This window comes from Micromonospora sp. ATCC 39149, from assembly GCF_000158815.1.
Lineage (GTDB): Bacteria > Actinomycetota > Actinomycetes > Mycobacteriales > Micromonosporaceae > Micromonospora.
The window spans coordinates 1,605,988-1,619,949 of record NZ_GG657738.1; the positions used below are offsets into that span (position 1 = coordinate 1,605,988).

Consider the following 13,962-nt stretch of genomic DNA (forward strand, 5'->3'; position numbering starts at 1 on the left):
CAGGCCGCCGCCGGCGTACGCCGGGGTGTCGACCGCCTGGAGGAAGACCAGCCGGATGCCGATGGTCACGAACAGCGCGAGGACGAGCAGGGTGCCCAGGCGCAGCCGGCGGCGCGGGTCGGCCAGCCGGGGCGGCTTGCGGGGCTTGCGCGGTGACCGCCCGGGGGCGGTCCGGGTGGGGCGGCGTGGGCCGCCGCGCCCGGCGGGCCGGCGGCGCGGCGGGCGCGGCGCGTCGTCGTCATCGGGCAGCGCCCGGCTCGGCCGGGTCGGCACCGTCCGGATCACCGCGGCGCGCGCGGCCGGGACGGGCTCCCGGCGCCCGGCGCGGCCCCCGTCGGCCCGGCCGCCGTCGAGCACCTGCAACGCCGGCCGGAACGGGTCGCCGCCGGCCCGGGTGCCGCGCGGGGTACGCCGCTGCTCGGCGCCCCCGGCGGTCGGCCGGCCCGCCGCCTGGCGCTCCTCGCGGATGGTGCGCCCCCGAGGGGTGTACGCCCGCGCGTCGGAGATGCCCCCCACGCCGGGCTCGCCGGAGCGCGGCTCGCCCCGCCCGCCGGTGGCCCGCGACGAACCGCGCCGGGAGCCCGTGGCGTCCCGGCGCGGTTCCTCCGATCTCGGCGGCACCTCGCTCAGCCCCCCGCGCCCTGCTGGCTGGTGACCGAGGGCTGGCCGTTGGCCGGCTGCGGCACCCCGATCACCCGGCCGTCGGGCAGCCGGATGTACGCGGGCTCCTCGGCCTCGACCATGCCGAGCTTGCGGGCCGCGGCGGTCAGGTTGCCGGGCGCCTTCGCGTCGGCGATCTCCTTCTCCAGTTGCTGCTGGTCCGTGTCGAGCTTGGCCTGCTGCTGCTGGAGCCGCTCCAGCCGGAACGAGTTCTCGTTGATCTTGGTGTTGACCAGCAGGATGCCGAGCACCCCGCCGACGACCAGCACCAGGATCAGCGCCGCGAACGGCGCCCGTGGCACCGACACCGGCGGCGGCGGGGCGACCCGCAGCCGCGGCGACGGGCTCGCCGCGGGACGGGCCCGCTCGGCCGGACCGATCCGCTCCGCCGGGCTGACCTGCTCCGCGGGGCTGATCCGCTCCGCCGGGCGCAGCGCGGCGCTGCCGTTGGTCGGGAACTCGCGCGCCCCCCGGGCGCGAGTCTCCCCCTGCCGGTCCAGCCGGCCGGACCCCGTCACCGGAAGCCCGGCCCGCGTGGTCCGCTGCGCCGCGATCCGGCCCCCCGACCGCGGTGCGCGCTGCCCGACGCCGGTGTCCCGGCTGTCGCGCTTGTCAGCGTTCATCTTCTTCTTCCCTCCCCCTCTTCGTCCGTCCCTGCGCCGTCGGCCCCGGATCCGCCGATCCGGTCCCCGGTTGGTGCATCGCCCTGACTCGCCGGCGGGGCCGTTCGCGGTCGGCCCGCCCCTGTCGCTCCGCTTCCGGGTCGATCCGTTCCGCGGCCCGCAGTCGCACCGAAGCGGCACGCGGGTTCGCGGCGACCTCCGCCTCCCCGGGCAGCTCCGCGCCCCGACTGAGCAGCCGGAACGTCGGACCTGACCCGGGCAGTTCGACCGGGAGGTCGACCGGGCCCTTGCTGCGGACCCGGTCGGTGAGGGCGGCCTTGGTGAGCCTGTCCTCCAGCGAGTGGTAGGACAGGACCACCATGCGGCCACCCACGGTGAGCTTGTCGAGGGCGGCGGGCAGCGCCGTCTCCAGCGCCGCCAGCTCCCTGTTTACCTCGATCCGTAAAGCCTGAAACGTCCTCTTGGCCGGGTGCCCCCCGGTTCGGCGGGCCGGGGCGGGAATGCTCTCCCTGACCAGTTCCGCCAGCCGCGCCGACGAGGTGATCCGGGCCCGCTCCCGTTCCCGCAGGATCGCCGAGGCGATCCTCGGGGCGAACTTCTCCTCCCCGTAGACCCGCAGCACCCGGGCCAGGTCCGGGTGGGAGTAGGTGTTGACCACCTCCTCGGCGGTCACCCCCCGGGTCTGGTCCATCCGCATGTCCAGCGGCGCGTCCTGCGCGTAGGCGAACCCGCGGTCGGGCGCGTCCAACTGGAGCGAGGAGACGCCCAGGTCGAACAGGACACCGTCGATCGCCGGGTAGCCGAGCCGGCCCAGCACCTCGGGCAACTCGTCGTAGACGGCGTGTTCGAGATGGACCCGGTCGGCGAACCGGGCCAGCCGGACCCGCGCGTGGGCGAGGGCCTCGGTGTCCCGGTCCAGCCCGATCAGCACCGTATGCGGATGCCGTTCCAGCACCGCCTCGGCGTGACCGGCCAGGCCCAGCGTGGCGTCGACGTGAACGGTGCGGTCACCCCGGGCCAGCGCGGGGGCCAGCAACTCGAGACACCGCTCGAGCAGCACGGGCACGTGCGTGCCACGGAGCTCCCCCATGTCGACCCCCACTGGTGTGAACCGTCCGTTTCTCTGCGCGCCTGTCGTCGCACGACGCCTCCGTCGTACCGCCAGATCCCCATCCGCTCCCGCCCACCGGAGGTTGCGCCTCCGAGGAGATCGTGCGCCTGGCACCGGGGAAGGGATGCCAGGAACTCGAAAGCGGCTGGAGATCTCGCAGTACGTCGGGCGTCGTCACGCCCTACAGACCGCCAGGCAGCACCCCCTCCTCGATGTCGGCGAAGTCGTCTTCGCTCTCGGCGAGGTAGCTTTCCCAGGCCGCTTTGTCCCAGACCTCCACCCGCGTGCTCGCGCCGATGACCACCAGGTCCCGGTCAAGCCCGGCGTACGCCCGCAGGTGGGCCGGGACGGTGACCCGGCCCTGTTTGTCCGGAACCTCGTCGTGCGCGCTGGCGAAGAAGACCCGGCTGTAGGCACGGGCCGCCTTGTTCGTCATGGGTTGCGCGCGCAACTGGTCGGCGATGCGCTGGAACTCGGGCATCGGGAAGACGTAGAGACAGCGATCCTGCCCTTTGGTGATCACGACACCCCCCGCCAGCCCATCCCGAAACTTCGCCGGAAGGATCAACCGGCCCTTTTCGTCCAGGCGCGGAGTGTGGGTGCCGAGGAACATCGGCCCAACCCCCTCGCCCTCGCAGCGGCGTTCGCGGCGCCGCTCCCCCCGGGCCGGTGGGCCCTCCCGGCCTCACCATTGGTCCCCACTCTACTCCACTTCGCTCCACCCGCAACCAGAATCGCCCGCGCGGCGCGTCGCTCCCGCGCACAAAACAGCACGTCAGAAGGGGTGGAGCGGAGTGGAGGGCCGGAGCGCCCCCGCCGCGGCGTCCACTACCCGACATAGATCGACTCCATCCGGTCGACCGGACTCCGGCCGTCCGCCCGACCGGCCCAACCGAACGGTTCGCCGTCGGCGGCGATCTGGCGGGGGCGGCGGTCCGGTAACCTCGCTCGCGTGACGGACGCGAAGATGCCCCTGCGGGCAAAGGTGGCCAGCTCCGTGTCGCGGACCGCGGCGGCGCTGTCGCGGGCAGCGGGTCGTGGCGACGGTTCGGTGATCGGCGGCTGGATCGGTTTGAAGATCGACCCTGACCTGCTGGCCCACCTCTCGGCGGGGCGCGCCATCGCGCTGGTGTCCGGCACCAACGGCAAGACCACCACCACCCGGCTGACCACGGCGGCGGTCGGCGTCCTGGGCCGGGTGGCCACCAACTCCTTCGGCGCCAACATGCCCACCGGCCACACCTCGGCGCTGGCCAAGGCCGGCAGCACCCCGTACGCGGTGCTGGAGGTCGACGAGCACTACCTGGCCCAGGTCCTGGAGGCCACCGAGCCGCACGTGGTCGCGCTGCTCAACCTCTCCCGCGACCAGCTCGACCGGGCCAAGGAGGTCGCCATGATGGCGCAGCTCTGGCGCGCCGCGCTGGTCAACCACCCCGACGTACGGGTGATCGCCAACGCCGACGACCCGATGGTGGTGTGGGCCGCCACCCCGCCGGCCGACCCGGCCCGGGGCATCCGGCCGCCGCACGTCACCTGGTTCAGCGCCGGCCAGCGCTGGCACGACGACTCGTGGGTCTGCCCCGAGTGCGGGCACACCATCCAGCGCTCCGGCGACCAGTGGTGGTGCAGCGGCTGCCCGCTGCGCCGGCCACAGCCGCAGTGGGCGGTCGAGGACGACGGCGTGCTCGACCCCACCGGCGCCTGGCACAAGGTGATGCTCCAGCTCCCCGGCAAGGTCAACCTCGGCAACGCCGCCACCGCCCTCGCGGTCGCCGCCGAGTTCGGCGTACGCCCGGTCGACGCGGTCTCCCGGCTCGGCGCGGTCACCTCCGTCGCCGGCCGCTACGCGCAGGTGGAGCGGGACGGGCGCAACATCCGGCTGCTGCTGGCGAAGAACCCGGCGAGCTGGCTGGAGGCGTTCGACATGGCCGACGTCGCGCCGACCCTGCTCTCCATCAACGCCCGGGACCCCGACGGGCTGGACACCTCCTGGCTCTTCGACGTCGACTTCGCCCCGCTGCGTGGCCGGCAGGTGCTGATCACCGGCGACCGGGCGTACGACCTGGCGGTCCGCCTCGAGGTCAACGGCGTGCCGTTCCAGCACGTCCGGGCGTTCGGCGAGGCGGTCCGGGCGGTTCCGCCGGGCCGGCTGGAGGTCATCGCCAACTACACCGCCTTCCAGGACATCCGAGCGGAGCTGGACCGTGTCAACTGAGAGCCTGCGTATCGTCTGGATCTACCCCGACCTGCTGTCCACCTACGGCGACCGGGGCAACATGCTGATCCTGGCCCGCCGGGCCCAGCAGCGCGGCATGCCGGTGGAGGTGCTGGAGGTCCGCTCCGACCAGCGGCTGCCCGCCACCGCCGACATCTACCTCATCGGCGGCGGCGAGGACGGCCCGCAGGCGCTCGGCGCGCAGCGGCTGCGGGCCGACGGCGGCCTGCACCGGGCCGTCGCCCAGGGGTCGGTGGTGTTCGGCGTCTGCGCCGGATACCAACTCCTCGGCACCTCCTTCTTCGCCAAGGGCGTCCAGTGCGCCGGGCTGGAGCTGCTCGACCTCTCCTCCGACCGGGGCCCGTCGCGGGCCGTCGGGGAACTGGCCGGCGACGTCGACCCCCGGCTCGGGGTGCCGGCCCTCACCGGATTCGAGAACCACGGCGGCCGGACCCACCTCGGGCCGGGCGTGTCTCCGCTGGCCCGGGTCACCGCCGGGGTCGGCAACGACGGCGCGACCGAGGGCGCGTGGCGGGGCAAGCTGCTCGGCACGTACTCGCACGGCCCGGCCCTGGCCCGCAACCCCGCCCTGGCCGACCTGCTGCTGCGCTGGGCGACCGGCGCGCACCAGCTTCCGCCGCTGGACGACACCTGGGCCGAACGGCTCCGCGCCGAGCGCCGCACCGCGGTGGCCGCCGCCCGGGCATGATCCCGGCCCGTCCGGCGGCTGTTGCGGCCCGTTCGCGCATGACGTCGGCCGCCCGGTTGCTCCCGGCCGCCCGGCTGCTGCTGCGGCAGCCGTCGGCACGCCGGTTCGCCCTGCTGCTGCTCCTGCTCGCCGGGTTCGCGGCGCTGCTACCGGTGCTCCCCCGGCCCGAGGTTGCGGCGCTGCCCCGGCTCGCCGACGGCCTCGGCGGGTACGCCCCGGTCGTCGCGATCCTCGGCGGGGCGCTGCTGCTGGTCGCCCTGGTCCCGCGCACCTTCGTCACGCTCGCCGTCGGCGCGATCTTCGGCCCCCTCGAAGGCGCGGTGTACGCGCTCGGCGCGGCGCTGCTGGCCGCCGCGCTCGGCTTCGCCGTCGGCCGGGCGCTGGGCCGCGAGTTCGTGGCCGAGCGGGTCCGCGGCCGGCTCGCCCGCCTCGACGGCTGGTTCACCAGGCAGAGCGTGCTGGGGGTGGCCACGGTCCGGCTGCTGCCGATCTCCGGCTACGGGCTGGTCAGCTACGGCTACGGCACCACCGGCGCCCGGGTGCTGCCGTTCCTCGCCGGCAGCGTCCTCGCCTCGGCCCCCACGGCGTTCGGCTACGCGGCGCTCGGCGCGGCGGCCAGCTCCCCCGGCGACGTCAACTGGTACGCCGCCGCCCCTGCGAGCCTGGGCCTGATCGCCAGCGCGGCCCTGCTGTACCGCTGGTGGCGCGCGGAACGCCGCCACCGCCGCACCACCGCCTCCACCCGCCGATCTTGCAGTCACGGCCCCGACACTTCGCCCTGAAGGGACGAACCGAGGGCCGAAACCGCACGATCGCGGGGGCGGGGGCGGGTGGTCGGGCACTGCGGTGAGCCCTGACCTGCCCCGCGCCGGACGGTGGGCGCTCGCCGGGCGGCCGGGCGGTCGGCGTGCGGGTGTTAGGAAGGGGCCCCTGCTCTACCAAGAGCGTTAACAGGGGGCCCCTCCTTACCCGTCAGGCGACGACCGACACCATGCGGCCCTTCACCACGATGACCTTGCGGGGCTCCTTGCCGGCCAGCGCCCCGGCCACCGCCTCCAGGGCCGCCGTCCGCACGTCGTCCTCGGACGCGTCGGCGGCGACCTCGATCCGGCCGCGCACCTTGCCGTTGATCTGCACCGGGTACGTCACCGTCTCGGCGACCAGCAGGGCCGGGTCGGCGACCGGGAAGTCCGCGTACGCCAGCGAGGTGTCGTGGCCCAGCCGCCGCCACAGCTCCTCGGCGACGTGCGGGGCGAACGGGGCCAGCATCAGCACCAGCGGCTCGGCCACCTCACGCGGGGTGGCCGGCAGCCGGGTCAGCGCGTTGGTCAGCTCGATCAGCTTGGCGATCGCGGTGTTGAACCGGATCCCCTCCATGTCGCCCCGGACCCCGTCGATCACCTTGTGCAGCAGCCGCCGGGTCGCGGGGTCGGCCGGGTCGTCGGTGACCCGCGCCGCGCCGGTCTGCTCGTCGACGACCGCCCGCCAGACCCGTTGCAGGAACCGGTACGACCCGACGACCGCCCGGGTCTCCCACGGGCGGGACACCTCCAGCGGGCCCATCGACATCTCGTACACCCGGAAGGTGTCCGCGCCGTACGCCGCGCACATGTCGTCGGGGGTCACCACGTTCTTCAGCGACTTGCCCATCTTGCCGTACTCCCGGCGCACCTCCTCCTCGCCCAGGAACCAGGTGCCGTCGCGCTCGACGACCTCCTCGGCCTGCACGTAGGAGCCCCGGGCGTCGGTGTACGCGTACGCCTGGATCATGCCCTGGTTGAACAGCTTGCGGAACGGCTCGAACGACGACACGTGACCCAGGTCGTACAGCACCTTGTGCCAGAAGCGGGCGTACAGCAGGTGCAGCACGGCGTGCTCGGCCCCGCCGACGTACAGGTCGGTGCCGCCGCAGTCGCCCTCGGCGCGCGGGCCCATCCAGTACCGCTCGTTTTCGGCGTCGACGAACCGGTCGGCGTTGGTCGGGTCCAGGTAGCGCAGCTCGTACCAGCAGGAGCCGGCCCACTGCGGCATCACGTTGGTCTCCCGGGTGTACCGCTTCGGCCCGTCGCCCAGGTCCAGCTCGACCTCGACCCAGTCGCGGCGGCGCGACAGCGGGGTCTCCGGGTCGCTGTCGGCGTCGTCGGGGTCGAACGTCTTCGGGGAGAAGTCGTCGACCTCGGGCAGCTCGACCGGCAGCATCTCCTCCGGCAGGGCGATCGCCGCCCCGGTGGAGTCGTACACGATCGGGAACGGCTCGCCCCAGTAGCGCTGGCGGGAGAACAGCCAGTCGCGCAGCCGGTAGGTGGTCGCGCCCGTGCCGTGGCCGTTGGCCTCCAGCCACGCGATGATCGTTGCCTTGGCGTCGGCGACCCCCAGGCCGTTCAGGTCCAGGCCGCACTCGGGCGCGGCGCTGTTGATCGCCGGGCCGTCCCCGGTGTACGCCTTGCCGTCGAACCCGTCGGCCGGCTGCACGGTACGCACGATCGGCAGCTCGAACACCTCGGCGAACGCCCAGTCCCGCTCGTCCTGCGCCGGCACCGCCATGATCGCGCCGGTGCCGTAGCCGGCCAGCACGTAGTCGGCGATGAAAGATCGGGATCTGCCCGCCGGTGACCGAGTTGGTGGCGTAGGCGCCCGAGAAGACGCCGGTTCTTCTTCTTTCGCGTCGGCCTGCCGCTCCACATCGGTCTTGGCCGCCGCCGCCTTCCGGTACGCCTCGACGGCCGCCCGGGGGCTGGCGTGCCCCCCGGTCCAGGCGTCCCGCGTCCCCTCCGGCCAGGCGGCCGGCACCAGCGCGTCGACCAACTCGTGCTCGGGGGCCAGCACCATGTAGGTGGCCCCGAAGATCGTGTCCGGGCGGGTCGTGAACACCCGCACGGGGCCCTGGCCGGTGGCGAAGTCGATGTACGCACCGGTCGACCGCCCGATCCAGTTGCGCTGCATCAGCTTGATCGGCTCGGGCCAGTCCAGGGTGTCCAGGTCGTCCAGCAGCCGGTCCCCGTACGCGGTGATCCGCATCATCCACTGCTTCAGGTTCCGCTTGAACACCGGAAAGTTGCCCCGGTCGGAGCGGCCGTCGGCGGTGACCTCCTCGTTGGCCAGCACGGTGCCCAGCCCCGGGCACCAGTTCACCGGCGCCTGCGACACGTACGCCAGCCGGTGGTCGTCGACGATCGCCCGCTGCTCGGCGACGCTCAGCTCGGCCCACGGCCGACCGTCCGGGGTGGGTCGGGTGCCGCCGGCGAACTCGGCGATCAGCTCGGCGACCGGCCGGGCCCGGCGCGCGTCCGCGTCGTACCAGGAGTTGAAGACCTGCAGGAAGATCCACTGGGTCCAGCGGTAGAAGTCGGTGTCGATGGTGGCCACCGAGCGGCGGTCGTCGTGGGCCAGCCCCAGCCGGCGCAGCTGCGTCTTGTAGCGGGCGATGTTCTGCTCGGTCGTGGTCCTGGGGTGGGTGCCGGTCTGCACCGCGTACTGCTCGGCGGGCAGGCCGAACGCGTCGAAGCCCATCGCGTGCAGCACGTTGCGGCCGGCCATCCGCTGGTAGCGGGCGAAGCAGTCGGTCCCGATGTAGCCCAGCGGGTGCCCGACGTGCAGGCCCGCCCCCGACGGGTACGGGAACATGTCCAGCACGTACAGCTTCTCCGCGCCCGCCCGGGGGTGGTCGGGGTCGGCCAGCGGCCCGGCGGGGTTCGGAGCGTGGAAGGTCCCCTCCCGATCCCAGGTGTCCTGCCAGCGCTGCTCGATCTCCTCGGCCAGTGCCGCGGTGTACCGGTACGGGGGGATGTCGCCCGCCGTCGCTGCCTCACTCATCGTCTCTCCTCGTTCGCTTCGTCTCGGCATCGCCGGGCCGGGCCGGCGGTCTCGGCATCGCCCGGCCGATCCGGCGGAGGGCACAAAAAAGCCCCTCGCGCACGAGGGGCCGCCGTGCTGTCACGCGTCAGCGCATCAGCACGGCCCGGTAAGAAGCAGGAAGACTCCGGCCATGTCGGTGAGTGTACCCCGCCGGTGCGCCACCCACGCGGCCCACCGCCCAGGCGGGAGGGCGGACCGTTCCCCTTTCACGCTACGTGACGATCTGTTTCCCCCGTCGGGCGAATATTCCGGGCGTAACCGACTGACTTGCTGCGGGGTTCGGCGATCACGACAAACATGGTTAGCCTGAGAGGCCAGTGAGATTTCTGCGGCAGACGAGGCTCTCCCGTCGCGAACCCAACGGCGGGTCCAGGTGCTCTTAACAGAGCTGCCGTTGTGGTGACGAGGAGGAGGCCCGTGACACAACAGACCTGGGACGAGGTGGGCGGTCTGCTGCCGCACGACGAGTTCCGTGCCGCCAGCGAGGCCATCGTGGCCAACATCGAGCAGGTCATCGAGGGCAAGACGGCCACCGTCCGGCTCGCCTTGGCCGTCCTGCTCGCCGAGGGGCACCTTCTCATCGAGGACGTACCCGGCGTCGGCAAGACCAAGCTGGCGAAGGCCCTCGCCCGGTCCATCGACTGTTCGGTACGACGCATCCAGTTCACCCCCGACCTGCTGCCCAGCGACGTCACCGGGGTCAGTGTCTACAATCAGGAGACGCACGACTTCGAGTTCCGCCCCGGCGCGGTCTTCGCCAACCTGGTCGTCGGCGACGAGATCAACCGGGCCTCGCCGAAGACCCAGTCCGCCCTGCTGGAGTGCATGGAGGAGCGGCAGGTCACCGTCGACGGGGTCACCTACCAGCTACAGACCCCGTTCATGGTGATCGCCACCCAGAACCCGATCGAGATGGAGGGGACGTACCCGCTGCCCGAGGCGCAGCGCGACCGGTTCACCGCCCGCATCGCGATGGGGTACCCGGGGCCGGAGGCCGAGCTGGCCATGCTGGACGGGCACGGTGCCGCCGACCCGTTGCAGGAGCTGCGGCCGGTTTCCGACGCCGAGACCGTGCGCCGGCTCATCGCCACCGTGCGCGAGGTGCACGTCGCCGACGCCGTGAAGCAGTACGCGGTGGACCTGGTCACCGCCACCCGGGAGGCCCCCGACCTGCGGCTGGGCGCGTCCCCCCGGGCCACCCTCCAGCTCCTGCGCACCGCCCGCGCCGTCGCCGCCCTGGAGGGGCGCGACTACGTCCTCCCCGACGACCTCCAGGCGCTCGCGGTGCCGGTGCTCGCCCACCGGATCATCCCGACCGCCGACGCCCAGCTCGCCCGGCGCACCACCGACGCGATCGTCGCCGAGCTGGTGCACCGGCTTCCGCTGCCGCACGACCGCCAGCGCTCGCCGTACAACACCCGCTCCGCCCCCGACGGCAACGGCCGCGCCCCGTACGAGCCGCGGAGGCGGTGACCGTGCGCGACGGGCTCCGAGGCCTGACCACCCGCGGTCGCTCGTTCCTGGCCGCCGCCCTCGCCGCGGCCGTCTCCGCCGTCATCCTCGGCGAGAAGGACCTGCTCCGGGTGGCCGTGCTGCTCGCAGTCCTGCCGCTGCTCGCCGCCGCGTACGTGGGGCGCAGCCGGTACAAGCTGGCCTGCCACCGGTCGCTGGAGCCGCACCGGGTGCCGGTCGGGGCCAGCTCCCGGGTGGTGCTGCGGCTGCAGAACATGTCCCGCCTGCCCACCGGCACGCTGCTGCTGGAGGACCGGCTGCCGTACGCCCTGGGCAGCCGGCCCCGCGTGGTGCTGGAGCGGCTCGGCGCGCACCAGGCCAGCTCGGTGGCGTACACGGTCCGCGCGGACGTGCGTGGCCGGTACGAGGTGGGTCCGCTGGTGGTCCGGCTCACCGACCCGTTCGGGCTGTGCGAGCTGAGCCGGTCGTTCCCCAGCGTGGACCGGCTCACGGTGATCCCGCAGGTCACCCCGCTGCCCTCGGTCCGGCTCCCGGCGAGTACGCGGGCAGCGGCTCCAGCCGCGCCCGGTCGGTGGCGGTGCACGGCGAGGATGACGCGGCGACCCGGGAGTACCGGATGGGCGACGACCTGCGCCGGGTGCACTGGAAGTCGACCGCCCGCACCGGCGAGCTGATGGTCCGCCGCGAGGAGCAGCCCTGGGAGAGCCGGGCGACCGTGGTGCTGGACACCCGCGGTTACGGCCACCACGGCGACGGGCCGACCGCGAGCTTCGAGTGGGCGGTCTCCGCGGCGGCCAGCATCGCGGTGCACCTGCGCCAGGCCGGGTACAAGCTGCGCCTGGTCACCGGCGACGGCGCGGACGTCGACGCGACCGAGGGCGCCGGGGACGGGCTGCTGCTCGACCAGCTCGCCGAGGTCCGCCTCGACCCGCGCGGCGACATCACCACGCTGGTGCAGCAGGTGCGGCAGCGCGGTGACGGCGGCCTGATCATCGGCCTGTTCGGCACGGTGAGCACCGCCGAGGCGGAACTACTCGCCGGCTTGCGGGGCAACGGCGCGACCTGCGTCGGCTTCCTGCTGGACAGCTCCACCTGGCTCCATCTCCCGCCCCGGGCCCGGGCGGAGGCCGACCACGCGCACGGCGCCGCCGCGCTCGCCCTGTTGCAGAGCGGGTGGCGGGTCGTCGGGGTCGACCACGGGGCCCGGCTGCCCGCGCTGTGGCCGCAGGCCGGCCGGGGCTCGCAGGGGTTCGCCCTGCGGGCCGCGCTGGCCGAGACCGTGGCCGGGGGCGTCAAGTGACGATCCGCCGTGTCGGGCGTACCCGCGTGCCCGGCCCGGCGGGCAGATGACCGGAAGGGTGCTCTCGTGACCGCGACCCGCAACCTCGGCTTCGTGGCCGCCGCCGCGACCCTGCTGGCGGCGGCCCCGCTGTCGGCCATCTTCGAGCGCTGGACCTGGCTCATCCAGGCGGCCATCGCGGTTACGGTGATCGCCGGGTTGGCCGCGCTGACCCGGCTGGTCCGGGCCCCGCTGTGGGGGCAGGTGCTGGGCATGCTCGGCGGGCTGACGCTCGCGCTGGCCTGGCTCTTTCCCGCCGGCACCGAGCTGGTGGCGTTCCTGCCGACCCCGGGCACCTTCGCCCACTTCGCCGAGCTGTTCAGCGCGTCGATGGTGGACATGCGCTCGTACGGGGTGAAGGTGCCCGACACCGACCCGCTGCTGTTCGTCACCGTGCTCGGCGTCGGCGGAGTGGCGGTGGTGGTGGACGTCCTCGCCGTCGGCCTGCGTCGTCCCGCGTTGGCCGGCCTGCCGATGCTGGCCGTCTACTCGGTGCCCGTCGCCGTCTACGTCGACAGCGTCCCCGCCGTGCCGTTCGTGATCGGTGCCGCCGGCTACCTGTGGCTGCTGGTCACCGACAACGTCGACCGGGTACGCCGGTTCGGCCGCCGGTTCACCGGCGACGGCCGCGACGTCGACGTGTGGGAGGCCTCGCCGCTGGCCGCCGCCGGGCGGCGGCTCGCCGTGGTCGGGGTGGTGCTGGCGGTGGCGCTGCCGCTGGCGGTGCCGGGGATGACCGGCGGCCTGCTCAACGCCGTGGGGGCCGGCACCGGCACCGGCAGCGGCACCGGGCAGGGCGGCAACCCGGGCCGCATCGACCTCTTCGCGTCGCTGAGCGGCCAGCTCAACCAGTCCGAGGTCTACGAGATGGTCACGGTCACCACCAACGAGCCAAACCCGTTCTACCTGCGCTACGGGGTCGCCGACGAGCTGCGGCCCGACGGCTTCCGGGTGCGCAACCCGACCGGCCGGCCCGTCACCCGGGCCCTGCCCGACCCGACCCAACGGGCCGCGGAGGGCCTCGAACAACGGCAGTACCGGGCCACCGTGGAGGTTTCGAAGAATCTCAACATGCCGCTGCTGCCGGCCTACGCCGAGCCGGTGCGCACCGAGGAACTCAACGCCAACTGGCTCTACGACCCGAACCAACAGGTGCTCTTCTCCAACCGGGAGAACTCCCGCGGCAAGCGCTACTCGTTCGGCTACGTCCGGTCGACGTACACCCCGACGGCGCTGCGGCGGGCCCCGTCGCTGCCGTCGGACCACCCGATCCGGCTACAGCAGACCGTCACCCCGCCGGTCGAGCAGGTCGACACCCTGGTCGCCGGCCTCGTCCGGGGCCGCAGCACCGACTACGACAAGGTGCGGGCGATCTACGACCACTTCTCCGCGGACAACGGTTTCACCTACAGCCTGACCACGAAGGGTGGCACCAGCGGTCAGGACATCGTCGACTTCCTGAACAACAAGGCCGGCTTCTGCCAGCAGTACGCGGCGGCGATGGCGTGGCTGGTCCGGTCGGCCGGCATCCCGGCCCGGGTGGCGTTCGGCTTCACCAACGGCACCGGCCGCACGGATGAAGGATACGTGCTGACCAACCGCAACCTGCACGCCTGGACCGAGGTCTACTTCGACGGGATGGGCTGGGTGCCCTTCGACGCCACCCCGGCGTACGGGGTGCAGGGCTCGACCCGCTCGGCCTGGGCCCCGGACACCGACCAGCCGGAGCCGGGGGCCACCGAGCCGGGTGCCCCGGCCGCCCCCGACGACTCGGAGCCGGTGCCGAACGCCGCCGACCAGGACGCCGCCGACCAGGACACCGACGCCGGCCTGGCGGTCGGGGTGGACGGTCCCGCCCGGCAGGCCCCCGTCTGGCCCTGGTGGACGGCCGGCGCGCTGGCGCTGCTCGCCCTGCTCGCCGTGCCCGCGCTGCGCCGGATGGCGCTGCGCCGCCGGCGGGGTGCCGGCACGGCGGTG

Annotated in this window: 8 protein-coding genes and 3 pseudogenes; 6 read left to right on the forward strand and 5 right to left on the reverse strand. The window is 73.7% G+C overall.

Features of this window, described 5'->3' with window-relative positions; genetic code table 11:
- The 4 genes and pseudogenes from MCAG_RS33465 to mraZ all read right to left on the reverse strand — a co-directional run.
- Positions 1 to 621: pseudogene (locus MCAG_RS33465) on the reverse strand (penicillin-binding protein 2); the annotation flags it as partial.
- A 5-nt stretch (positions 622 to 626) separates the two neighbouring features.
- The gene (locus tag MCAG_RS06475) at positions 627 to 1,283 is read right to left on the reverse strand and encodes a hypothetical protein (protein WP_007072169.1); all 657 of its coding nucleotides are present in this window, start codon (positions 1,281 to 1,283) and stop codon (positions 627 to 629) included.
- A pseudogene (gene rsmH / locus MCAG_RS06480) lies at positions 1,280 to 2,373 on the reverse strand (16S rRNA (cytosine(1402)-N(4))-methyltransferase RsmH). The gene MCAG_RS06475 and the pseudogene rsmH overlap by 4 nt, the downstream one beginning before the upstream one ends.
- A 202-nt stretch (positions 2,374 to 2,575) precedes the next feature.
- Positions 2,576 to 3,007 carry a division/cell wall cluster transcriptional repressor MraZ gene (gene mraZ, locus MCAG_RS06485; protein WP_007072171.1) on the reverse strand — a complete coding sequence of 144 codons (432 nt, stop codon included), beginning with the start codon at positions 3,005 to 3,007 and terminating at the stop codon, positions 2,576 to 2,578.
- 354 nt (positions 3,008 to 3,361) lie between these two features.
- Between mraZ and MCAG_RS06490 the strand changes: the two genes are divergently transcribed.
- The 3 genes from MCAG_RS06490 to MCAG_RS06500 are packed head-to-tail and all read left to right on the forward strand — an operon-like array spanning position 3,362 to position 6,100.
- Complete coding sequence (locus MCAG_RS06490; RefSeq protein ID WP_007072172.1) at positions 3,362 to 4,609, forward strand: MurT ligase domain-containing protein; 1,248 nt, start codon at positions 3,362 to 3,364, stop codon at positions 4,607 to 4,609.
- The gene (locus MCAG_RS06495; protein WP_007072173.1) at positions 4,599 to 5,318 is read left to right on the forward strand and encodes a type 1 glutamine amidotransferase; all 720 of its coding nucleotides are present in this window, start codon (positions 4,599 to 4,601) and stop codon (positions 5,316 to 5,318) included. The genes MCAG_RS06490 and MCAG_RS06495 overlap by 11 nt, the downstream gene beginning before the upstream one ends.
- Complete coding sequence (locus tag MCAG_RS06500; RefSeq protein ID WP_007072174.1) at positions 5,315 to 6,100, forward strand: TVP38/TMEM64 family protein; 786 nt, start codon at positions 5,315 to 5,317, stop codon at positions 6,098 to 6,100. Before MCAG_RS06495 ends, MCAG_RS06500 begins: the two co-directional genes overlap by 4 nt.
- Positions 6,101 to 6,290: 190 nt before the next feature.
- Here the strand turns inward: MCAG_RS06500 and leuS are convergent, their stop codons facing one another.
- The gene (gene leuS / locus MCAG_RS06505) at positions 6,291 to 9,131 is read right to left on the reverse strand and encodes a leucine--tRNA ligase (RefSeq protein WP_304412186.1); all 2,841 of its coding nucleotides are present in this window, start codon (positions 9,129 to 9,131) and stop codon (positions 6,291 to 6,293) included.
- Positions 9,132 to 9,590: 459 nt separating this feature from the next.
- On the opposite strand from leuS, the gene MCAG_RS06510 reads away from it, so the two are divergent.
- From MCAG_RS06510 to MCAG_RS06520, 3 genes and pseudogenes are all read left to right on the forward strand, one after another.
- Positions 9,591 to 10,646, forward strand: coding sequence for a MoxR family ATPase (locus MCAG_RS06510; RefSeq protein WP_007072176.1), 1,056 nt, complete (start codon positions 9,591 to 9,593; stop codon positions 10,644 to 10,646).
- Positions 10,647 to 10,648: 2 nt separating this feature from the next.
- Positions 10,649 to 11,946, forward strand: a pseudogene (locus tag MCAG_RS06515) (DUF58 domain-containing protein).
- Between the two features lie 66 nt (positions 11,947 to 12,012).
- A partial coding sequence (locus tag MCAG_RS06520) for a DUF3488 and transglutaminase-like domain-containing protein (protein ID WP_083802209.1) occupies positions 12,013 to 13,962 on the forward strand: 1,950 nt, incomplete at its 3' end.